Genomic DNA, 22,782 nt, shown 5'->3' on the forward strand with positions numbered 1-22,782 from the left:
GTAATTATTTCTTAAAAGTCCTTAACAATGTTACCCATCCTTTAACCGTCAGGTAATTGCCATCAGCAGCGTTCACTTTTAAACGCAGCACATAGTAATAGGTGCCCTCGTTCAAACCTTCGCCTGTCCAGTTATTCTGATAGTTGCCGGTAGAGCGGTAAACCGCGTTACCCCAACGGTTGGTGATGGTAATATCATTCACCGCAAAGGCGCCTAAACCACGTATCTCGAAGGTATCGTTAACACCATCGCCGTTAGGTGTGAACAGTGTTGGCGGCGTTAATGCCACACCCGAACCTGATATGTTAACCGTTGCCTCGTTGGTAAAGTTACCGTTAACATCCTTCACACGGTAAGTGAACGCATCCGGACCGGTGTAGCCGGCATTCGGCGTATAAGTGATCGTACCATCAGCATTAATAGTTACCGAACCATTTGATGGCGGTGTACCTATAGTGATCGTTGCCGGATCCAGCGCAACAGTTCCCTGCACGTCGTTATCCAAGATCGGGATGATCACCGGAGATATTCCGTTACGTACCGCTACGTCATCCATAGCTTTTGGCATGGCTACTAACGGGGTGGTAGTAGTACCGGTAGGGCCGGTGCTTGGTACTGTATTGCCTTTGCCATCGGTACCGGTAGCGGTAGCCGAGTTGGTCACTGTACCTGCTGTTTTATCGGCATCGGTAAGCGTGTACACACTGGTGAAAGTGAAGGTAGCACCCGGAGCTAAACTACCACCAGGAATGATCATTGCCTGATTGTTGATACCTAACTTAATATCGGTAAGGTTAACCGCGACAAGCGTGGTGTTACCAATATTCTCGAACAGGAAGGTGTATGTGATCTGATCTGCCGTAGCCACGCCTGTTTTGGTCAATTTGATAGCCGTGTTAGCAGTTATCACCGTATTGGTACCATCGTTAGGTGCAGGAGTATTCGGGTCATCAGATACCGGGCCTACAATCGGGTTACCGCTTTGATCGGTAGCCCTTACAGATGCCTGGTTCACGTAACCGCCATTATCTACATCGGCCTGGGTTACGGTGTGCCTTGCGGTAACTGTTGCATTTGCACCGGCCGGTAAAATAGCGATGTTAGACGGGGTGATAGAACCCGCATCAGCACCAGCGTCGGTCACCACAACGTTATTCAGCACCGCTGTGCCTGTATTGGTCACTACGATGTTGTAGTTGATCACATCGCCAACTTTGGTCACCGTGTTAGTAGCAACCTTGGTCAGTGTCATCGAGCTGGCGTAAACTATTACCGTAATATTGATCGGAGCTGAAACAGCACCATTGATATTTAATGTATAAGTGAAGGTTTGCGTACCAACATAATTATTGGCAGGCGTATAGATCACCTGACCGGCAGCATTGACCGTAGCAGTACCGATCGCCGGCTGAGTTGCGATCACCACCGTAGCGGTAGCAGCGGCAGCGCCGTCGTTAGCCTTCACGTTGATGGTTACCGGCGTATTTACCGGGGTCTGACTAAGGTCGGCTACACCTATCGGCGTAACGTTTATCGTTACCGAAATAGCGTTAGACTGGATACCGTTGTTAGTCAATCGGTAAGTGTAATTATCTACACCTACAGATCCTGTTGCCGGGGTGTAGGTGAAGGTATTATCAGCATTCAGTACCGCGGTGCCATTAGCAGGTGGCGTTACCAGTGTAATGGTAGCACCGTTAGCGCTAACACCATCGTTAACTAATATGGCATTGTTGATCGCCGTGTTGACCGGGGTATTGTAAGTATCGGCCACACCTTGTGGTCTAACTGTCACCGAAACGGTGATCGGGTCAGACGCGACACCATCAGGGGTTACCAGGGTATAAGTGAACGTATCATTACCTATAAAACCGATAGAAGGTGTATAGGTCACAACGCCCGATGCGTCGGCTATAGCAGTACCGAACTGTCCGTTCAGCGGAACAACTGTAGCGTTGGCATTAGTAGCGCCGTCGTTACCTTTTACATTAATAGCAACCGGGGTACCAACATCTGTCGAAGCTACATCCGGTAAGCCATTACCTTTAATGCTCACCGTAACCGTGATCTGATCTGATACCGCACCCGGGATAGACAAGGTATAAGTATAAGTATCCAGACCGCTGTAACCAGCGTTAGGAGTATAAGTAACCAACCCTGCCGCGTTAACGGTGGTTGTACCATGCAAGCCGTCTGTAGGGGTTACGTTAGCACCGTTACCGCTCACACCGTCGTTAGCTTTAACGTTAGTGGTAACAGGTACGTTAACCAGGGTAGATACATTATCGGCCACACCCACCAATCTTACGCTTACGGTAACGCTGATCGGGTCTGACACCACACCATCAGATGTGCGGAGCGTATAAGTATAAGTATCGGTACCTGTGTAGTTGGTAGCAGGTGTGTAGGTGATGGTACCGTCGGGGTTAACTGAGGTCGTACCGTTTGCACCGTTAGTAGGTATTATAGTTGTGCCTACGCCGCTTGCACCATCATTATTCTTAACAGCAGTGGTAACCGGGGTATTGATCGGAGTGCTGGCCCCATCAAACGTACCTACCGGTTTAACCGAGATGGTTACCGTAATTGGCGCCGATGTGATACCACCGTTGGTAAGCGTGTAAGTGTAAGTATCTAAACCAACATAGTTTATCGGAGTATAAGTAACGGTACCATTGGCATTGACCACGGTAGTACCATGCGACCCGTTGGTTGCTGCCACCGTTGCTGTTGCCTGGCTTGCGCCATCATTAGCTCTTACGTTAGTAGTTATAGGGGTGTTAAATGGCGTTGTATCAGTATCGGCAACACCAGCCGCGGCGGTCACAGTAACGGTAACCGTAACCGGATCCGACACTACACCATCCGGGGTAGTTAAGCGGTAGGTAAAGCTGTCCGGACCACTGTAGCCAGGGTTAGGTGTATAGATCACCTGTCCGTTAGCGTTAACGGTGGCCGTACCATTTGTTGGTGCTGTAACGGTGACGGTGCTGTTTGTAGCGCTGTTACCATCGTTAGCTTTAACGGTGATGATAGTAGGCGCTGTGATATCGGCAAATACCGCATCAGGCGACGCTACCGGTTTAATATTTACGGTCACCGCGATAGGTAACGATGTTGAACCGTTACGGGTGATGGTGTAAGTAAAGTTGTCTTTGCCGGTGTACGTACCTACCGGGGTATAGGTGATGGTACGGTTGGCATTTAACGTTACGGTACCATGCAATGGCGCTGTGCCTAAGGTAACAGTAGTTGCAGGCGTTGTGCCCGGATCGTTAGCCAGCTCATCAATAACGATAGCCGTATTTATCGGTGTGGTAACCTCATCGGCAATACCCACCGGCAAGGCAGCGGTCACCGTTACGTTCACCCTGATCGGGTCTGATGTTACACCGTCAGTTGTAACAAGTGTATAAGTAAAGCTGTCTGCACCGATGTAGCCGGCAGTTGGGGTATAAGTAACAACACCCGCAGCATTAACAGTAGCTGTACCATTGGCCGGGTTAGAGGCAATGTCGACAATGGTCGAAGCGCCACTTGGGCCGTCGTTATTTTTCACGTTCACCAATACCGGGCTGCCCACTGTGGTAGCCGTAGCATCGGTAGCACCCGTAGGGATAACGCCTACGGTCACAACTATCTGCGTAGATGTTTGCCCTGCTTTAGTAAGCGTGTAAGTAAAGTTATCCAGACCCACATAATTGGCGGCCGGGGTATAAGTGATCGTATTATCAGCATTGACAACTATTACACCATGCGACGGAGCAACAGATCCGGCGTTAACGGTAGATCCAACACCATCAGCATCGTTACCCACCACGTTGGCGGTGATAGCGGTGTTGACCGGGGTAGCTACCAGGTCAGAACTACCTATCGGCAATGCAGCACCTACCGATACGCTAACTGTAACCGGGGTAGATGATACACCGTCAGGCGTGGTCAATGTATAAGTAAAGCTATCCGGACCTGTGTAACCTGTTGTTGGCGTATAGGTGATCACACCGGCGGCATTTACTGTAACCGTACCATGTAATGGTGTAGTTGCGGTAACCGTAGTACCAACACCACTGTTACCGTCGTTAGCTTTTACCGGTATCTGGGTAGCAGTATTTGTCACTACAGATATCGCGTCGGCAACACCTACCGGCCTTACTCTTACGTTAACGGTAACAGGTAAAGAGGCAACGCCATCGGCAGTGGTCAGCACATAAGTATAGCTATCTAAACCAATGTAGTTATTGGTTGGGGTGTAGGTAACTACACCTGTAGCGCTAACGGTAGTAGTACCATGCAAAGGCTGTGTAGCGGTCACCGTTGTATTGGTAGCGCTGGCTCCGTCATTAGCTTTTACCGTGGTAGCTATCGGGCTGTTAACGTTGGTCAGTACGGCATCATCTGTACCTACCGGCCTTACGTTAACTGTAACCAGGATCGGGTTAGACACGCCGCCACCCTGAGTTAAGGTATAGGTGTAAGTATCCACACCCATAAAACCTGTGTTAGGGGTATATGTTACCACACCGGCCGCGTTAACCGCGGTCGTACCGTTCGCGGCCTGAGTGGCCGTAACCGTAGCTGATGCCGCAACAGCGCCATCGTTAGCTTTAACGGTGATAGCGATAGGTGTATTGATCGTAGTAGTGGCCACATCGGCAACACCTACCAAGCTTACATTAACCGTGATCGGTATCGGTAAAGATGTTACACCGTCCGGAGTGGTCAATGTATAAGTATAAGTATCTACACCTGCAAAACCAGGGTTAGGCGTGTAAGTAACCTCGCCGGCCGCGTTAACGGTAACTGTACCGTTGGTTGGGTTGGTGGTTGTAACTGTAGTGCCTATCGCGCTTGCGCCATCGTTTGTTTTAACGGCGGTGGTTACTGGTGTGCCTGGCGTAGTTGCGGCCACATCGGCAACACCTACCGGCCTTACGGTCAGGTTTACAGTAACAGGTAGCGATGCTACACCATCAGCAGTATTTAAAATATAGGTATAGGTATCTAAACCTACGTAACCTGTGGTCGGGGTGAAAGTGATCACACCGGCGGCATCAATAGCTGTGGTACCATGCGCAGGCACTGTGCCTATAGTAACAGTAGTACCGGTCGCGCTTGCGCCATCGTTAGTTTTTACAACTGTAGCAATAGCAGCGTTGATGTTAGTAGTTGATGCATCGTTAACACCCACCGGCCTTACGTTCACTGTAACCGTGATCGGGCCCGACGTTAATCCGCCCCTGGTCAAGGTATAAGTGTAAGTACGTACGCCTATGAGATCGGTAGCAGGTGTAAAGGTGATCGTATTATCGGCGTTAACAACCGCTGTTCCGCTTAACGGAGCAGTACCGATAGCTACGGTAGCGCCAACACCGTCGGCACCATCGTTAGCCAATACAGCAGTGGTTGTTGCGGTATTGATCGGTGTGTTAGTGATATCGGCAACACCGGCAGGCAGCGCGCTAACGGTCACGGTCACCGTGATCGGGTCAGACACTACACCATCCGGAGTGGTCAATGTATAAGTATAAGTATCGGTACCTGTAAAGCCCGGGTTAGGGGTATAAATGATATTACCCGCCGCGTTAACGGTAGTAGTACCATTGGTCCCCGGCGTAGCAGTTACGGTGGTACCTGTTCCGCTGATGCCATCGTTAGTAATAACGTTGGTTGTTACCGGCGTATTGGTCGCAGTAACTACAGCAGGATCAGCCACACCCACCGGCCTAACCCTTACGGTCACCGTGATAGGTGCCGATGTTGTGCCATTGTTGGTAAGCGTATAAGTATAAGTATCTATACCAATGAAGTTATTGTTTGGCGTGTAAGTCACTACACCACCCGCTACGGTAGTAGTACCGTTAGTACCCGGCGTAGCAGCAACGGTAGCGCCAGTGCCACTTGCACCGTCGTTAGTAATAACGTTGGTGGTAACCGCGGTATTGATCGGCGTAGTTGCAGCATCGGCCACACCTACCGGGGTAACGTTAACGGTCACCGTGATCGGGGTAGATGTTGCACCGTTATTAGTTAAGGTATAAGTATAAGTATCTACACCTATAAAACCTGTGTTAGGCGTATAAGTTACAGCGCCGCCTACAACAGCTGTTGTGCCGTTGGTACCGTTACCGGCAGTTACGGTAGCTCCTGTGCCGCTGATGCCATCGTTAGTTACAACGGTAGTTGTCACCGCGGTGTTCAATGGCGTAGTTGCAACATCGGCCACACCCACCGGACGGATGGTAACCGTTACCGTAGCAGGTGCCGAAGTAGCGCCGTTATTGGTTAAAGTATAAGTGTAAGTGCCTGTACCAATAAAGCCTGTTGTTGGCGTAAAGGTGATCACGTTACCCGCTGCCGAAATTGTACCGTTGGTACCGGCAACAGCATTAACAGTTGCACTCACACCGCTCGGGCCATCGTTAGCCGTAACGGTAGTAGCGATAGCCGTATTAAGCGGCGTGGTTACGGCATCATCCACAGCTACTGGGTTAACGGTGATGGTCACCGTGATCGGGTCTGATACGATACCGTTCCTGGTCAGCGTATAAGTATAAGTAGTCACACCTACAAAGTTACTGGTCGGGGTAAAGGTGATCACACCTGCAGCAATTGCTGTAGTGCCGTTAGCACCGTTGATCGGGGTAACCGTAGCGCCGGTCCCGCTCACACCGTCGTTAGCAAGTACCGTAGTAGCCACAGCGGTATTGATCGGCGTTGATGAAGCATCGGCCACACCGACCGGACGAACGGTTACGTTAACAGTGATAGGATCTGACTGTATGCCACCTGCGGTAGACAACCTGTAAGTATAAGAATCGATACCGATGAATCCCGCGTTAGGCGTGTAAGTAACCACGTCGCCGGCTACCGTTGTTGTACCGTTAGCCGGAGTGGTCACGGCTGTTACCGTAGTACCTGTTGCGCTGTTGCCATCATTAGCTTTAACGTTGGTAGCCACGGCGGTATTTACCGGGGTGGTAGCAACATCATTAGCACCGACCGGCTGCACGTTAATAGTTACCGTGATCGGCGCAGATGTTGCCGCGTTCTTAGTGATCGTATATGTGTAAGTATCTACACCTGTGAAAGTAGCGTTAGGCGTATAAGTGATCGTGTTATTCGCGTTCACCACAATAGCGCCATTTGCCGGACCGGTACCTGCCGCCACGGTAGAACCGATAGCGAAAGAACCATCGTTAGCCAACACGTTAGTGGTAATGGCCGTAGCTATTGGCGTAGTACCATTATCCGGCACACCGATAGGCACAGCGCTCACAGTAACAGTTACTGTGATAGGATCTGATACCAATGCACCGTTAGTTAAGGTGTAAGTATAGGTATCAACACCTGTAAAGCCTGTGTTTGGTGTGTAGGTTACCTGGTTGCCGGCTGTTACCGTTGTACCATTGGTTGGCTGGGTAGCGATCACTGTAGCCGTAGCATTCACGGCGCCGTCGTTAGCCCTTACATTGGTAGTTACCGGGGTGTTGATGAGGGTGATATCTGTATCGTTAACACCCGCCGGCCTTACGGTGGCGCTGATCTGTGCTACAAGGTTAGTAGCGCTTGGTGCACCGTAGTTATCGCGGATAGTATAAGTTACCGGGGTGCTTGTACCTGCAAAGGTGATCAGCGGGGTAAAGGTAACCACACCGTTAGTAGTGTTCACTGTATAAGTACCCTGGTTAGGGATGGTAACCGATGTTTTGGCGACGTTGTCGGCAGGATCAATGATACGTACCGATGTGATGTCGACCGTACCGTCGGGATCCGAATCGTTAGCCAGCACGTTAATGGCTAATGGCTGACCGGCAACAGCAGTTACGTTATCGGTGACGGCGATAGGAGCCTGATCCAAACCAAAATCCAGACCGGTAACATCAAGGCTGGTGCCTGGCGTAGATACCGCTATCTGCAGGTTAGGCGTACCCGTCTCGATACCTGTACCTGCGCCGTTGTTAAGGCCAAAGGCCTCGCCCGATGGCACCCACGATAAAGGCAGGTTGGGCGCGACAGATGCTAACGTGCCACCAATGGCTGCGTTATTAGTAGATATAGCGACGATATAAGTACCGTTATCGGCACCGGCAAAAGTATAAGTGCCATTAGCGGCTACAGCAGCTTTATTAACAATGGTAGTACCGCTTACTAAATAAGCGAACAACTGCGAACCTGCTACAGTTGATATGCCTATGCCGGAAATAGATGCATCAAGGTTACCGTTAGGGTCGTTCACTACCGTACCCGAAATGGATATACCGATAATGCTCTTTAGGTTATAATCCTCGGCCTCGCCATCGGCGGCAAAGGCTGTACTGCGCTCATCCACCGTAGTTCCAGCAACATCAACCAAATTGGTGGTGGAGATACGGAAACGGGCATATAAAAGACCGGACCTGATGATACTCGAGAATAGCGCATTAGGATAATTAAGCGTAATATTTTGATTGGTTGTATTAGCCGGGATAGTTGCCGTGACCACCTCATTAGCGCCAAAAACACCATCGCGGTTAAAATCTATCCAGCCGTATAAAGTGGCAGGTACATTCTTACCGTTGGTTACGGGAAGGGTAACGGAGTAATCGCCGGGTTGGTTAACTCTCAGATCAGGCAGAGCACTTGGAGTGAGTGTGGCCTCATCATTAGCGCCGGTAAGGTCATCGTTGGTAGCAGCGGCACCAAATATCTGGTTACCATCAGCATCAACGTTGTTAGCCCCTATGTAAACGTTGGCTTGCGGGATCAGCGGTGTAGTTGGATAGTTAACTACAGCGTAAGTACCATCGCCCGAAAAAACATCGGTAATGGCAAAATTATCAATATAGTGGCCGGTTGCCCCGTAGGTTGCCGGGTTATCGCCAAGATCAAAAGGTAACACAAAGCCGATAGCCATAGCTGTGATACCCGAACCACGCATAGATACGTTATTAAGGTTACGGGCACCACGGGCAAACATTACCGCCTGTACACCAAAGTTTCCCGGTGCAAGGTCTGCACGCAAGCGGAAAGAGCGGCCACCGTTAGACAGGTCCATCAGGTAGTGATCATCAGACGCGCCCCCTTGCGAACGTTTGTTCAGCAACTGCCAGGCCACAGGGTTAGGGGTATCACCCGAGATATATTCGCCCTGCGAATCGATAGACTCGGCATCGCCGATCACCATACCCGGGTAGTTAACATCCGTATAAACACCGTTGATCAGGATAGCTACCTTAACGTCGATATCAAAAGTTGCGGTAGAGTTACCGGTGGTTGCCAAACCTGTACCTGCTATACCACGCGAACCTGGCTTGGGTAAATTATTCCCCGAATAGAGCAGATCCAACCCATCACCCTCAAAGTTACCGGGGGTGTAAGGGACCATGGTTATGGCGTTGGTGAACACCTGGTTAGACATGATAGCCGTGATACGCACCGTAGGCGAATATTGCCAAACGTAAGTACCCTCGGTAACGTGGTTAGCATCTGAACTGGCGGGTGCTGATATTAGCGTAGACCCTGCGACAGTAGGATCCCAGTTAAGCCAGAAAACCGACCCCGTAAGTGTAGAGCCGGCGGTACCGCCAACGGCATAGTGCTGCGCTTTAGCTTGGTTAAAAAGCTGAAAAACAAGCACAAACACAATGAAAAACCTTAAAAAGTATTTATTGCCCATATTAGGAGATATGATCGTGAAAAGGCGGAGTTACCACCGTAAAATTTAAAATAAAGGTGCGGAAGGCTGCGGCGCGGATGCCGCCTTGCTTAATAAGATATTGTGACAACGTAAAATTTATTTATACAGTAACTATTAAGTAAAACCATCACACTTTTCCGCTTACAAAAGTCTCAAAACGTGCATCATCTATCAATTACTTAAACAAGTAAACGGTTGCAGTGTATAAATAACAGGTCAAAATGCAGGCCATTTTTTTGCCGGCCCCATTTTGGCGTTAAAAGTAATCATTTATAACAAATTTTACACAGCATGCAAATAAGTTTGGCACGCTAACAACCAATAGTTGTTAGTTAAAATATTTGCCTTTCGAAGAAGCCATTATTAACGTTAAGTACATTATAAAGTTGTCCTAACAAAAATCTGCGAAATACCTGCCAGATCTTTTGCCAAAAAATTGATCAATATTTTTAAAGCCCTCCGCGCCTGCCCAAGGATTTGAAGATCAGGGGCAGATCGGCGCATTGGGCCATCACGCCCGATTGTGCCAAATATGTGGTAGAATATATTGAGCGGTTTGGTTTTAAACGATTGTTAAGGTATATGATCAATACCGAGAAAATTTCTTTTTCAGTCCATCACCATGCGATCATCATTTAAAAATTCGGTATCAATAATAACTATCGCTACGTTGACAGACCTGCCGACGGGCACGGGGCCGGATATTAAAGGTCAGCGACCTGGGCAACCTGCTTAACTCTGATCGTTTGTTCGCAGGCCGGTTCGACATCCGCGAAGACGAAAAGATATTTAGCCTGATAGATGAAGCCGTCGACCAAAAAGCGGCACTGCAACAATAACCGATAAACGGTTATAAGCCACTCCTAAAATTTATAGCCGATACAACCATCAAAAATTTTATATATAATTGTGCGTTAAAATAAACCGCAATTAGTATACACGTATAAACTTTTTGTTATAATTAAAAAGTAAACCAAGGCTTAAATTTTGCGCAAATGAAGGAGATAGCTCTTATTGAGGATGACCACGTTTTAAGGAATAGCTATCTTAAATATTTTAACCTCACCAATGCTTTTTCGGTACTTTTTTGTGTGAACGATATCCCCGACGCGATAGAGGTTAATCACCTGCAACCCCAGATCATTCTACTAGATATCAATTTGCCATCCGGCTCTGGTATTGATCAGATCGGCATCCTTAACCAGCATTTCCCGAACAGTAAGATCGTTATACTATCAAGTCTGGAGAACCCGGCTTTGACCCGTAAAGCATTAGAGGCAGGTGCAGTAGGCTTCCTGCTTAAATCGAGCAGTTTGGCTTACATTGCCGAATCGATATCTAAATTAGACGACGGCGGATCGCCATTCTCTCCCGGTACCATGTCGCACGTATTGCAACACAACGACGAACCGATAGAAGAACCCGGCGAATTTACCAAACGTGAATTGGAGCTGATCAAACTCATCAGCGAAGGCGTGGCCAACAAAACCGCTGCCGACAAGCTGAACGTGACCTACTTCACCATCAACCAGCACCTAAAGAATATCTACAAAAAACTGAATATCAATTCAAAATCCGAATTGATATCGTGGTATTTGAACAGGCGGAAGTAGGCCATCGCTAACTACGAGAGGCTAAGCAAACTCTGCCATTTCTGTTAACTCTTTACCAAGCTCCTTAAGCCCAGTGAGTATTTTGGCCGCTTGCTTGGGTGTCACGGTACGCTTGCCGTTAATATATTCTGATAACTGACTGTTTTGCATCTTAATACGCTTTGCAAAGCCGGTAGGACTGATCTCTTTGTGTAGCTCAAAAAACGAGCTAAGATCAAATAAAAAAGTGATCTGATCTTCAGTAATAGTTTTTTTGGTATCCTCGAAGAACAAGTTATAAGCCTGAACAACATCAGCTTTCAATTCAGTTATCGTTTGACCGTAACCTGCGATCAGACCGTTCGACTCCTCCCGGTGCGCCCAGTAACCATCTTGGTTCTTTTCAACTGTGAATTTCACGATCTTCATGATGATATTTTTAATTAAATATATGTATAGTACTAAAAGCAGCGTTCTTAAATTCCCGCCTGTTTCTTGATGGCATTTTCTAACCCTTTTGGAACCTCCTTTGCTCCATGATACGGGAAAATGATCGTCGCTGTTTTAATCGAGTGTTTCATCTTAATGTGGCTACCCTCTTGACTAACGGCGAACCAACCATCCTTCTTCAGTTTTTTAAATAGTTCTGATGATTTCATCTTCGTTCTTGCGGGGCTTATTCAAAAGTAAGATATATTTCACTATTCACCGACAGAGAGTGAAATATATTTCACTTAAATTACACCATCTATGTATCCGACCAACCTACTTCGTCTCAGCTATCAGTTCATTAACCCCTTCACCAATCCTCCCAACACTTTAAAACTCTTATCTACCGCATCGTCATATGGTATCCCAAAGCTTATCCTGATAAAATTGGTAAAGCGGGCATCGGTACTGAATATTTGCCCCGGCGCTATGCTGATGTTCTTTTGGATAGCGGCTTTATAGAGTTCAAAAGCGTCGATGCTTTTATCCAGCTCTACCCACAAGGCGTACCCTCCTGCCGGTCGGCTGATCTTCGTCCCCTCGGGGAAGTAATTATTGATCGCTTGCGAATACTGCAGGTGCTGTGTGTACAGCGCCTTGCGTAGCTTACGCATGTGCAGATCATACCTCCCCGTCTCAAAAAAATGCGCTACCGCCGCTTGTGTCGGTGTGGCCGAGGTAATGGTATGCATCATTTTGATGTTGATGATCTGCTGCTTGAACCTGCCGGGGATGCACCAACCTACCCGGTAACCCGGCGCTAAGGATTTGGATACCGACGAACACAACATAACCCAACCCTCGGTATCGTAACTTTTGCAGGTGCGCGGTCGGCGGTCGCCAAAGTAAATATCGCCGTAAAGATCATCTTCGATCAGCGGGATCTGTCTTTCGGTCACCATGTTCACCAGGCGCTGCTTGCGCTTATCGCTCATACAACTGCCTACCGGGTTGCTAAAGTTGGTGACGAACAGGCACGCTTTGATGTCGGTCTTATCCATGGCCTGCTCCAGATGATCCAGATCTATGCCGGTCTCCGCGTCGACCGGTATCTCCAAAACCTTCAGATCCAAACTCAGCATCACGTTAAAGATCCCAAAATAGGTAGGGCTTTCTATCGCGACGGTATCACCCGGTTTGGTGACCGCGCGCAAACAAAACAGCAAAGCTTCCTTGCAGCCCTGGGTAGTAACCACATCATCCGCAGTAATGTGCCCGCCCCAGCTAAAGGCATTCTTGGCGATCTGTTTACGCAAGGCCGGCGTGCCCTGTACCGATTCGTAATGCACATTGGCCGTCGGGCTGTTGCGTATCGCTTCCATCATCGACTTACTTAACTTAGCCAATGGCAGCAAACTCAAGGGCGGCGCAGCTAAAGACAATCGTAGCACCCCTTCCTCGGCCATGTTGTTGTACACCATCGCGATCATGTCCGTCACGCTGGTGGGGCAATGCTCATTGGCGGGCATTTTGGTCTCAGGCAGTTTGACGGAGCGCTGCGCCAAGTACTTCACATAATAGCCTGACTTAGTGCGGGCCTCGATCAAACCCATATTCTCTAACTCGGTGTAAGCTTTAAACGCGGTACTGATGCTGATACCCTGCTCTTTGCTTAATGCACGTACCGACGGCAGCTTGTCTCCTGCTTTGATCAGTTTCCCGCTTATCTGCTCGGCTATATGTGATACAATACGGCCGTATAAAAAATCGGTTTCGGGTGTGAGTGATGTGGCTAACATAACAGATCTGTTATGGTCAAAATTAATAATTCTGCATCTGTTTTGCTATTTATTGGTGCATTTATTTTGCATTTATGGAAACATCAATAAAACCGACGCTGAACATTATAGACTACAAACCCGAATATCAACCCTATTTTGAACGCTTTAATAAGGCCTGGTTAGAGAAATATTTCACCGTAGAGCCACTGGATAAATACGTTCTGGAAAACCCCGAAGAAGCCATGATCGACCATGGCGGCAAAGTTTACTTTGTGACCGATGACGATAAGATAGTTGGTACGGTAGCGCTACGTTATATTGAAACCGGCTGCTACGAACTGACCAAGATGGCGGTTGACGAGAACTTCCGTGGACACGGCATCGGCCAATACTTGTGCCAGGCAGGGATAGATAAAGCACGCGACTTGGGTGTAGAACGATTGATCTTGTTCTCGAACCGGGTTTTGGCTAACGCCATCCATATTTATCATAAATTAGGCTTTACCGAGATACCCGTACAGCCAGGCACTTACGGCCGGGCCGATATTATGATGGAGATCAATTTTAAAGAACAGGATGCAAGTATATTACATACTTAAAAAACAAACATGAACTTAAATAACGACCGCATAGCCCAACTACGTGCCGGGACTAAAGGCACACAAAACCTCATTCACTTTAACAACGCCGGATCATCTTTACCGCCGGATGTGGTGGTGGATACTGTGATAGATTACCTGCGCGATGAGGCTATTACCGGCGGCTACGAAGCAGAGGCTAAATACACCGTACAACTACAAGAGACCTATAGCCAGATAGCCCGACTGATCAATGCCGATACAAGCGAAATAGCCTTGGTAGAGAACGCCAGCGCGGGTTGGGATATCGCTTTCCATGGTATCGACTTTAAAGCCGGCGACGAGATACTGACCTCGGAAATGGAGTACGTAACCAACGTATTAGGCTTTATCGACGCGCAAAAATATCATGGTGTAGTAACCAAAGTGATCCCTAACGATGCTGATGGTAACTTTGACCTACAAGCCCTTAAAGCCGCCATTACCGACCGCACCAAGCTGATCGCCGTTACTCACATCGCGTCGAGCACGGGTGGCGTGATCCCCGCTGCCGAGATAGGCCAGATAGCCCGCGAACATAACATTTTGTACCTGCTGGATGCCTGCCAAAGCGCGGGACATATCCCGCTGGATGTGCGGGCCATTGATTGCGATATGCTATCGGTGACCGGCCGTAAATATTTGCGTGCCCCCCGTGGAACAGGTTTCATGTACGTAAAGAAAGACGTTCAGGATAAACTGAAGATCTTCTTCCACGATGGTTGGGCGATCAAAACCCTTAACGGCGACCATTACGAACCACGCGACGATGCCAAGCGTTTTGAATTGTACGAGCGTAACCGCGCATTGACGCTTGGCCTGGGCAAGGCGGTCAGCTACGCGCTCGAGCTGGGGTTAGATAACATCTGGCAGCGGATCCAACATCTGTCGGCGCAGTTGCGTCAGCAGCTATCGGCTATCGAGGATGTCACCGTTACGGATACCGGCTCGGTACAAAGCGGTATCGTCACCTTTACGGTAGCTGGCGTTGAAAGCACAGCCGTTAAAGCTAAACTTACCGAAAAGCACATCAATGTATCGGTCGGGTTACCAATGTCGACACCGTACTATATGAGCAAGCATCAGTTGAGCAGCGTGGTGCGTGCATCGGTACATTATTACAATACCGAGGAGGAAGTAGCGATCCTTTGCCGGGAAATACGGCAGATGATCGGCTGATAAAAATCGACATTGTATTCTCAATATTGGACTTTGCGGCTTTACGACCATGGGTGTCATCCTGAGCCTGTCGAAGGGCGACGTGCGCGGGGTGCCCCATCCAAGGTCGCCATTTGCATAGTTGCGACCCCTCCAAACCATAGTTCGACAAGCTTACTATGACACCCTAATTACAACACGTCATGGACCTAACATCAATCCACCCAAAAATCCTTCTTCCAGGCCTGCTGCTCTTCAGGCGTTTGGAAGGTCCAGGCTACAATACGGCTGGTCTTTTGGCCGTGGGTCATGGTGATGGTCTTTACCTCCAGGGCTTTGTGGCCATGTAAAGCTTTATTGATCAGCGGTAACGAATCTTTTTTAGATACCAGCGTAGTGAACCACAATACCTGCTTGGCTACCAATGCGCTTTGCTCCACCATTTTACGGATGAAGGCGATCTCACCGCCGGGTGTCCACAACTCAGCTTTTTGTCCGCCAAAGTTAAGGGCCGTCTTCTGTGCCTCCAGACCTAACTTTTTCCATTTGGTGGCAGTAGAGATCTGCGCTTCCTGCGCCGACGCGTGGAACGGCGGGTTACACATCGTCAGGTCAAAGCCTTCGCCGTCTTTAACGATTCCCTTAAAAATATTAGCCTTGTTGGCCTGCTGGCGCAACAGAATGTTGTTTTGGAACTTTGGATTGGCCGAAATAATATCTTTAGCAGAACGGATCGCTTGCGCATCGATATCGGCACCTACAAAACTCCAATCGTAAATTGCACTGCCGATAAGCGGGTAAACGAGGTTAGCTCCGGTACCAATATCCAGCACCTTGATCTTTTTACCACGCGGGGCTTTACCACCGTTCAGTTCGCCCAGCAGATCGGCAATGTAATGCAGGTAATCGGCACGACCGGGGATCGGCGGACAAAGGTACCCTTCGGGAATATCCCAGCTATCAACGCCATAGTATTGTTTTAGCAGAGCACCGTTCAGCGCTTTCACCGCGTTTGGATCACTAAAGTCGATAGACTCGGTACCTTGCTCCGTCTTAGTGACAAAAGGTTTCAGCTTATCGCTGATCTTGCACAGCGCCTTAAAATCGTACCCCGCTTTATGCGAATTACGCGGGTGCATGTTTTCTTTTATCTCGGGTTTGGTACTTGGCTTATCAGACATATGAACGATGCGGCGTGGATGATCGCCGGTGCAAATTTACAGAAAATGGATGTGGAATGCGATGATCGCTTTAGATACTAACAAAGATAGCGAAAAACATTAATAAATCCCAAATGGAAATATCTATATCCATGCAGAAAATCATAGATAATAATTATAACTTAGCTAAATGCCAAAGATCGTTATCACCCTTGTTATAATATTCACCGCCATCTTAACGGGATACACCCAACCGTCTCTCAACTACGAGTCTGAAGCGGTAAAATATTTTAGCCAGAAGATCTTGGGCGTCGACGAGCGGCTTCAAGGGATAATGCTCACTTTCCCAAAAACTTCGATGGGTAAGCCGACTGAGGTCTTTCATCTTGCCGACGCATTGGGAGACATCCAAGCATTGAAGCCCCTATCAGATGAACAGCAAAGGATGATCGACAGCTGTGAAAATGTGAACCAAGCTCTGCCTAAAGAACTCGTTGCTATACCAAAGATCAAAGCACCTGCCATGAGATCAGTGACTGACAGATATTCCATGTCGGTTTACAATAAGATCCTCTATAAAAATGCTTACTATGTCGAGATCTATTTGTTGAACAAAAGACACAACAAGGAAAAATTCATATTCGTAAAATTTGACAATGGAGCACCGGTCGGCTTTTTCCTTAGAAGCTTTATCGTCGATTAGATCCTGCTCAACTGTTCATCACCGCACCGCCATTCATATCCACCACCTGCCCTGTCATGGCTGATTGGCTAAGAAGGTAAGCCACTAACCCGGCAATCTCCTCGGGCTGGCTCATACGCCGAAGTGGGACGCTTTGCATGGCGATATCATAAAACTCATCTTTAGTGATGCCGATGCCATCGGCGATGCCCTGCATGCCTGTTTGCGACATTTCGGTATCGACCCAACCCGGGCAAATGGCGTTCACCAATATCTTTTCAGGAGCATACTGTACCGCCCACGAGCGCATCAACCCCAGCAAACCGGCCTTTGATGCACAATAAGCCGAGTAATTAGCCACTCCCAAACGCGCCAATACCGACGATGTGATAAGGATATGCGAATCAGTACCGGCCAGGCGCAGATTGGGCAAGAAAGTATTCACAAAGTTGTAGGTCCCCGTTAGGTTGGTACTGATGATATCGTCCCAGCGGTCGGCATCGCCCCATTGGTTCTCGCCGCCAATGCCGGCATTGGCGATCAGTCCATGTATGGCCATATCTTCCAATTGCGAAGCGGTATCCTCTAAACTTTCCTTATCGCGGATGTCGGCGCCTACTACCAGGCAGCGGCCTTTGGGTAGCAGTTTAAAGGTTTGGTTCAGCCTGGCTTCGTCGCGGCCAAGCAGGATGCAGTTATGTCCGTTATCTATCAGTTTAACGGCGATAGCCTGGCCAATACCACTGCCGGCCCCGCTGATCAGATATGTTTTTCCCATGCGGTAAAAGTACGAGGTGCGGGCGATAAATAACAATTGATCCGCCATAGTTGTTATCATTGTATGCGGCGGCAAAATGGCTGCGCATCAAAACATCCCTACCATGCTAAAACAAACCCTATCTGCCATCACCGCCGCGCTGAACACGCATTTGCAACAAAGTTTGAACAATGCCGAAGACTTGGCGGTACTCTCAGGCATCGTCAATATAGATGGCTCATCCGCCGTAGCGGCGCAGAATAAGATCCTGATCACCCAGGTACACGTAGCCAGCGACCTTAAGCTGCGCAATACCCGCCCGATCGGCTTTGGTCCGCAGGATATGGCCAACCTTGGGTTGAATCTGAAGCAGCGTATCCTGTGTTCAGCCGCTTTCTACAACGAGAATTATGCCGACGGTTTGGAACTATTAGAACTGGCCATGCAGTTCTTTCATGACAGCCCTATCCTGACCATACCCGCAGGCGAAGGCAAGCCCGAGATCAAATTAGAGATCGTCGCCGCCGACCTATCCCCTGCCGAATTGCAACGCCAGTGGATGGTGTTAGGGTCACGGTACCTGCCATCGGCAGCGTATGATGTTATTGTGGTGGGCTGATCCGTTTTGTTTACAAACTTATCCGTTAAGTATAATTTTAGGGCTGGGCCTATGCGGACATTTGTATCATCAAAAACAGATAACAACATGAGCACTATTAAAACAACAGCATTAGGCAGCCAGGGACTGACCGTACCCGTGCAGGGTTTAGGTTGCATGGGCATGACCACCCTTGCCGGAGCAGATATTTATGGTAAAGCCGACGAAGCCGAAGGCATTGCGACCATCCACCGCGCGTTGGAACTGGGAATTAACTTTTTAGATACTGCCGACCTGTACGGTCCCATGCTTAACGAACGCCTGATCGCCAAAGCCATCAAGGGAAGCCGTGATAAATACATCATCGCCACTAAATTTGGTTGGGAGATAGATGATAACGAGCAATTGACCTGGGCCATTAACGGGCAGCCCGGTTATGTAAGAAAGTCGATAGAGCGGTCGCTTAAAAATTTGGATACGGATGTGATAGACCTTTACTACCTGCACCGGGTAGACCCCAACACGCCGATAGAGGATACCGTTGGCGCCATGGCCGATCTGGTAAAAGAGGGCAAGGTGCGCTACATAGGCCTGTCCGAAGCATCTGCCGAAACTATCCGTAAGGCGCATGCCGTGCACCCGATCACGGCCTTGCAATCAGAGTATTCGTTATTTGAGCGTGAACCAGAGGTGAATGGCGTATTGGATACCCTGCGCGAATTAGGTATCGGCTTTGTGCCATACTCGCCGCTTGGCCGTGGCTTTATCACGGGCGAGATCAAAAGTCCGGATGATTTTGCGGCCGATGATTTCCGCCGACAGATACCGCGCTTTCAAGGCGAGAATTTTTACAAGAACATGGACCTGCTGAAACAGATAAACCAATTAGCAGCCGAGAAGGACGTCACCCCATCGCAATTGGCATTGGCCTGGGTATTGTCCAAAAATGCGGTAGCTATCCCGGGCACTAAGCGGATAAAGTACCTGGAGCAAAATGCTGCTGCCACCGATATCGAGCTAAGCGCGGCTGAACTGGCATCATTAGAGTCGATCATACCGCCGGGTGTAACGGCAGGAAACCGCTACGATGACTTTTCTATGAACGGCGTAAATATTTAACCCGTGAACGACCATGCGCCGCGGCAACAATAGCGGTGCATGGTCGTTTACTTTTTTTAGAGACACAAAAATGAAGACCACCCAGACCGACCCGATCATGATCAGATCCATTACCGACTTTTGCGATCTGCTGGGCCACCCTAAGCCTGAGCATCCATTGTTGACAATGGTAGAGCTGACCTGCGGCGCCAATTACCCCGAACTGCCGGGCAACAAGCTGATCTATGATTTTTATACTGTCTTCATCAAGCGCAATGTCAAGGGTGTTATGAAGTACGGGCAAAAGGAGTATGATTTTAAAGAGGGGGTGATGGGCTTCTCGGCACCCAAACAGGTTTTTATGATCGACGGGCTGGATCCGAGTACCGAGATCACGGGCTGGTTCCTGGCTTTTCATCCGGATCTGATACGCAAGTATGATCTTGGCAAAAAGATCAAAGACTACAACTTCTTTTCGTATAGCGTTAACGAGGCATTGCACCTATCCGACAAAGAGGAGCGCATGATAGAGAAAATGATGCGGGACATCCGTACCGAGTACCAGCAACCGATAGATGCATTTAGTCAGGATGTGATGGTATCGCAGCTTGACCTGCTACTCACCTACTGCAACCGCTTTTACAACCGCCAATTCATTACCCGCCGCAATGCCGAAGAAAGCTTGTTGAACAAGTTCACCGACGTGGTATCAGCATATTTTGAGCAGGAACATATTGATGAGCTACCCAACGTGAACGATATATCGGCCCAACTTAACGTATCGCCGCATTACCTGAGCGATATGCTGCGGACCTTGACCGGACAAAGTGCCCAGCAACACATCCACGGGCATTTAATAGAAAAGGCCAAAGAACTTTTACTGACCACCAATCTATCTGTGAACGAGACCGCCTATCGCCTTGGATTTGAGTATCCGCAATATTTTAACAGGCTATTCAAAAATAAGACAGGGGTTACGCCGGCTGCGTTCCGTAATAATTAGCATTATCCCGCCATTGCATCCAGCTCCGCCCCGTTTGCCGGCAACCAGGTCTGGATGAAGTCATCCTTAGGGTCATGTGCTGCGGCGGGTTTGGCGGGGATGAAGTATTTGTTGTCGCGTGGGTCGCTGCCTACGCCGGCTATAAAGGCCCAATTACCCCAATTGCTGGCGGGCGAATAATCGATCAGTTTTTCCTCAAAGTAAGCGGCGCCTTTGGTCCAGTCTACCTGCATTTCTTTCACCAGGTAAGTGGCCACCATTTGGCGGCAGTAGTTATTGATGTATCCCGTAGCAGCTAACTGGTGCATGCTGGCATCAATAAACGGGATACCGGTGTTGCCACTCTTCCATTGTTCTAACAGGGCATACTGATCGGCGCTAACTTTCGGGGCCTCATCTTTAAAACCATCGGCCTTAAAAAATTGATTACCGTATTTTTTGAACATGAAGCGGAAGTAATCGCGCCACAACAGTTCCAATATTAGCCGGGCATCGGTCTTTTGGCCATGTTTGACCGACTGCCAATAAACCTGGCGCGGCGACATGCACCCGAACGTTAACCAGGGCGACAGGTGCGAACCGGAGTTGGCATTCTTCACCTTGCTATGCAGGGCAAGGTCATAACCGGCAAAGAATTGTTGCAGGCGTTGATGCGCCACCGTCTCGCCGCCGGCAAAGTGGAAATGGTCGCGCGGGTCATCTGCGGGTTCTTCCAGGCCAAGGTCTTGTAAGGTCGGTATCTCGCCCGGTTCGGCAATGGTCGGCGTATTGATCACCTCGGGCGATGCGGCTATCACCCGCACATTACTATCGCGCTCTATCTTTTTGCGGAAAGTGGCAAAACTATCCGGAATATCCTTGATCGGGAATGGCAGGTCCTCTTTATGATAGAGTGTATGGCCGATGAAATGCTTCAGGTTCAGTTTGATCTTCCATAGCGCGGCTTCAACCTGTTCAGACACGGCGGTCTCCTCAAAAGCTACTTCGCGGTGATGGTAAACTTCGTTCACACCAAACTCGGTGGCCAACGCAGGGATCACTTCGGCAGGAGAGCCAACGCGCACCAGCAGGTCAGATCCCATGGCCCTTAAATTTTCGCGCAGGTTGTGTACCGACTCAATTAAAAACTTAGCCCTGAAGCTGCCCGTTTTTTGCGTCCCTGAAGGCGTGATCTTAAAATAGAATGGGTCGAACAAATAGACCGGCAATACTTTATCGGCTTTGCGGGTGGCCTCTAACAATATCTCGTTATCGTCAATTCGCAAGTCGTTCCTAAACCAAACCAGTATCGTTCTTTCGCTCATGTTAGTGTAGTGAAGGCGGGAAAATTCAGCTAATCTACAAAAATGCAAATAAATAAGGCTTTGGAGTAACGGTTAGGTGAGATATGACAGGGGGATGAGGGAAGTAATAAGTTCATGGTCATGGCGGCGTAAGAAGAAATGCTGCTATCAACTATTATCCATGAACGATGAACTTGCAAACAATAAACAAGAAAGATCGTCGTACATTTATATAACAAATTAACATACAGCTTATGGCAACTGCAGATAGTATCCGCGACGCATATATCGACTACGTACTGACCGAGGGACACGAGCCTGAATCGGTTTACAAATTCGCTAAGGCCAATGAAATGACCGAGGCCGAGTTCTATAACTTTTACGGCTCTTTTGAGGGCTTAGAGCAAACCATTTGGTCCGGCTTTGTTCAGCGCACAATCAACGAGGTGAAGGCGCAGGAGATCTGGCCGCAATATTCATCGCGCGAGAAGGCCTTGTCCTTCTTCTACAGCTTTTTTGAGTTGCTGAAGGGTAACCGCAGCTTTGCCATCTACAGTTACAAAAAAGCGCCGCGCACTTTGGGTGCACCCAGGGTGTTCACTAAGATGAAAGACATTTTTGAAGAGTTTGCCCAACAGATCCTGAACGAAGGTTTGGAATCGCAGGAACTATCCGACCGTAAATCTTTTAGTAAAAAATATAAGGATGCCCTTTGGGTGCAATTAGGTTTTGTGCTGAACTTTTGGATGGCTGACAACTCGGCCGGTTTTGAAAAGACCGACGAAGCGATAGAAAAAGGATTAAACGTGACCTTCGACCTTTTCCAACGTAGTCCGATAGATAACCTGTTAGAGTATGGCAAGTTTTTGGCTAAGAATGGTGGGTTTAAGGAAGCGATGGGATTGTAGGCCCTTTGATATATGTAGAGCCTTGAACGCTGTTTCCCCG

The 22,782-nt window shown here is 48.7% G+C and carries 15 protein-coding genes; 8 read left to right on the top strand and 7 right to left on the bottom strand.

Features of this window, described 5'->3' with window-relative positions; genetic code table 11:
- Positions 1-4 precede the first annotated feature (4 nt).
- Positions 5-9,655, bottom strand: coding sequence for a CshA/CshB family fibrillar adhesin-related protein (locus IRJ16_RS19225; RefSeq protein WP_194113271.1), 9,651 nt, complete (start codon positions 9,653-9,655; stop codon positions 5-7).
- Between the two features lie 1,016 nt (positions 9,656-10,671).
- Between IRJ16_RS19225 and IRJ16_RS19230 the strand changes: the two genes are divergently transcribed.
- A complete protein-coding gene (locus tag IRJ16_RS19230) occupies positions 10,672-11,289 on the top strand; it encodes a response regulator transcription factor (RefSeq protein WP_194113272.1) in 618 nt (205 codons plus the stop codon).
- Positions 11,290-11,310: 21 nt separating this feature from the next.
- On the opposite strand, the gene IRJ16_RS19235 is transcribed toward IRJ16_RS19230, so the two are convergent.
- The 3 genes from IRJ16_RS19235 to IRJ16_RS19245 form a co-directional block, all read right to left on the bottom strand.
- A complete protein-coding gene (locus IRJ16_RS19235; RefSeq protein WP_194113273.1) occupies positions 11,311-11,697 on the bottom strand; it encodes a helix-turn-helix domain-containing protein in 387 nt (128 codons plus the stop codon).
- A gap of 47 nt (positions 11,698-11,744) precedes the next feature.
- The gene (locus tag IRJ16_RS19240; protein WP_194113274.1) at positions 11,745-11,927 is read right to left on the bottom strand and encodes a type II toxin-antitoxin system HicA family toxin; all 183 of its coding nucleotides are present in this window, start codon (positions 11,925-11,927) and stop codon (positions 11,745-11,747) included.
- A gap of 123 nt (positions 11,928-12,050) precedes the next feature.
- Positions 12,051-13,496 carry an aminotransferase-like domain-containing protein gene (locus tag IRJ16_RS19245; RefSeq protein WP_194113275.1) on the bottom strand — a complete coding sequence of 482 codons (1,446 nt, stop codon included), beginning with the start codon at positions 13,494-13,496 and terminating at the stop codon, positions 12,051-12,053.
- Between the two features lie 74 nt (positions 13,497-13,570).
- Here IRJ16_RS19245 and IRJ16_RS19250 point away from each other — a divergent pair, with 74 nt between their 5' ends.
- Both IRJ16_RS19250 and IRJ16_RS19255 read left to right on the top strand, forming a co-directional pair.
- The gene (locus tag IRJ16_RS19250; RefSeq protein WP_194113276.1) at positions 13,571-14,077 is read left to right on the top strand and encodes a GNAT family N-acetyltransferase; all 507 of its coding nucleotides are present in this window, start codon (positions 13,571-13,573) and stop codon (positions 14,075-14,077) included.
- A gap of 9 nt (positions 14,078-14,086) precedes the next feature.
- On the top strand, positions 14,087-15,274 hold the full coding sequence (locus IRJ16_RS19255; protein ID WP_194113277.1) for an aminotransferase class V-fold PLP-dependent enzyme: 1,188 nt from the start codon (positions 14,087-14,089) through the stop codon (positions 15,272-15,274).
- A 194-nt stretch (positions 15,275-15,468) separates the two neighbouring features.
- Here the strand turns inward: IRJ16_RS19255 and rlmF are convergent, their stop codons facing one another.
- Positions 15,469-16,434 (bottom strand): 23S rRNA (adenine(1618)-N(6))-methyltransferase RlmF, encoded by a 966-nt coding sequence (rlmF, locus tag IRJ16_RS19260; protein WP_194113278.1) that lies wholly within the window; start codon positions 16,432-16,434, stop codon positions 15,469-15,471.
- 169 nt (positions 16,435-16,603) lie between these two features.
- On the opposite strand from rlmF, the gene IRJ16_RS19265 reads away from it, so the two are divergent.
- Entirely contained in the window at positions 16,604-17,116 is a 513-nt protein-coding gene (locus IRJ16_RS19265) for a hypothetical protein (RefSeq protein ID WP_194113279.1), read from the top strand.
- A 7-nt stretch (positions 17,117-17,123) separates the two neighbouring features.
- Here the strand turns inward: IRJ16_RS19265 and IRJ16_RS19270 are convergent, their stop codons facing one another.
- Positions 17,124-17,921, bottom strand: coding sequence for an SDR family NAD(P)-dependent oxidoreductase (locus IRJ16_RS19270; RefSeq protein ID WP_228080333.1), 798 nt, complete (start codon positions 17,919-17,921; stop codon positions 17,124-17,126).
- Between the two features lie 55 nt (positions 17,922-17,976).
- Between IRJ16_RS19270 and IRJ16_RS19275 the strand changes: the two genes are divergently transcribed.
- The 3 genes from IRJ16_RS19275 (at position 17,977) to IRJ16_RS19285 (ending at position 20,551) form a co-directional block, all read left to right on the top strand.
- Entirely contained in the window at positions 17,977-18,471 is a 495-nt protein-coding gene (locus IRJ16_RS19275; RefSeq protein WP_194113280.1) for a Pvc16 family protein, read from the top strand.
- A gap of 87 nt (positions 18,472-18,558) precedes the next feature.
- Positions 18,559-19,569, top strand: a complete 1,011-nt coding sequence (locus tag IRJ16_RS19280) for an aldo/keto reductase (RefSeq protein ID WP_194113281.1) — start codon at positions 18,559-18,561, stop codon at positions 19,567-19,569.
- Between the two features lie 70 nt (positions 19,570-19,639).
- A complete protein-coding gene (locus tag IRJ16_RS19285; protein ID WP_194113282.1) occupies positions 19,640-20,551 on the top strand; it encodes a helix-turn-helix domain-containing protein in 912 nt (303 codons plus the stop codon).
- A gap of 2 nt (positions 20,552-20,553) precedes the next feature.
- On the opposite strand, the gene IRJ16_RS19290 is transcribed toward IRJ16_RS19285, so the two are convergent.
- A complete protein-coding gene (locus IRJ16_RS19290; RefSeq protein ID WP_194113283.1) occupies positions 20,554-21,855 on the bottom strand; it encodes a DASH family cryptochrome in 1,302 nt (433 codons plus the stop codon).
- Positions 21,856-22,088: 233 nt separating this feature from the next.
- Here IRJ16_RS19290 and IRJ16_RS19295 point away from each other — a divergent pair, with 233 nt between their 5' ends.
- Positions 22,089-22,742 (top strand): TetR family transcriptional regulator C-terminal domain-containing protein, encoded by a 654-nt coding sequence (locus IRJ16_RS19295; protein WP_194113284.1) that lies wholly within the window; start codon positions 22,089-22,091, stop codon positions 22,740-22,742.
- Positions 22,743-22,782 lie beyond the last annotated feature (40 nt).

Origin of the sequence: Mucilaginibacter myungsuensis, from assembly GCF_015222005.1 — a bacterium.
Lineage (GTDB): Bacteria > Bacteroidota > Bacteroidia > Sphingobacteriales > Sphingobacteriaceae > Mucilaginibacter > Mucilaginibacter myungsuensis.

Excerpts from the sequence above, each read along its gene's own strand:
- IRJ16_RS19295 (WP_194113284.1), top strand. The coding sequence starts at position 22,089 with ATGGCAACTGCAGATAGTATCCGCGACGCATATATCGACTACGTACTG.
- IRJ16_RS19230 (WP_194113272.1), top strand. The coding sequence starts at position 10,672 with ATGAAGGAGATAGCTCTTATTGAGGATGACCACGTTTTAAGGAATAGC.
- IRJ16_RS19235 (WP_194113273.1), bottom strand. The coding sequence starts at position 11,697 with ATGAAGATCGTGAAATTCACAGTTGAAAAGAACCAAGATGGTTACTGG.
- IRJ16_RS19255 (WP_194113277.1), top strand. The coding sequence starts at position 14,087 with ATGAACTTAAATAACGACCGCATAGCCCAACTACGTGCCGGGACTAAA.
- rlmF (WP_194113278.1), bottom strand. The coding sequence starts at position 16,434 with ATGTCTGATAAGCCAAGTACCAAACCCGAGATAAAAGAAAACATGCAC.
- IRJ16_RS19290 (WP_194113283.1), bottom strand. The coding sequence starts at position 21,855 with ATGAGCGAAAGAACGATACTGGTTTGGTTTAGGAACGACTTGCGAATT.
- IRJ16_RS19270 (WP_228080333.1), bottom strand. The coding sequence starts at position 17,921 with ATGGCGGATCAATTGTTATTTATCGCCCGCACCTCGTACTTTTACCGC.
- IRJ16_RS19275 (WP_194113280.1), top strand. The coding sequence starts at position 17,977 with ATGCTAAAACAAACCCTATCTGCCATCACCGCCGCGCTGAACACGCAT.
- IRJ16_RS19280 (WP_194113281.1), top strand. The coding sequence starts at position 18,559 with ATGAGCACTATTAAAACAACAGCATTAGGCAGCCAGGGACTGACCGTA.
- IRJ16_RS19285 (WP_194113282.1), top strand. The coding sequence starts at position 19,640 with ATGAAGACCACCCAGACCGACCCGATCATGATCAGATCCATTACCGAC.
- IRJ16_RS19250 (WP_194113276.1), top strand. The coding sequence starts at position 13,571 with ATGGAAACATCAATAAAACCGACGCTGAACATTATAGACTACAAACCC.
- IRJ16_RS19240 (WP_194113274.1), bottom strand. The coding sequence starts at position 11,927 with ATGAAATCATCAGAACTATTTAAAAAACTGAAGAAGGATGGTTGGTTC.
- IRJ16_RS19265 (WP_194113279.1), top strand. The coding sequence starts at position 16,604 with ATGCCAAAGATCGTTATCACCCTTGTTATAATATTCACCGCCATCTTA.
- IRJ16_RS19225 (WP_194113271.1), bottom strand. The coding sequence starts at position 9,655 with ATGGGCAATAAATACTTTTTAAGGTTTTTCATTGTGTTTGTGCTTGTT.
- IRJ16_RS19245 (WP_194113275.1), bottom strand. The coding sequence starts at position 13,496 with ATGTTAGCCACATCACTCACACCCGAAACCGATTTTTTATACGGCCGT.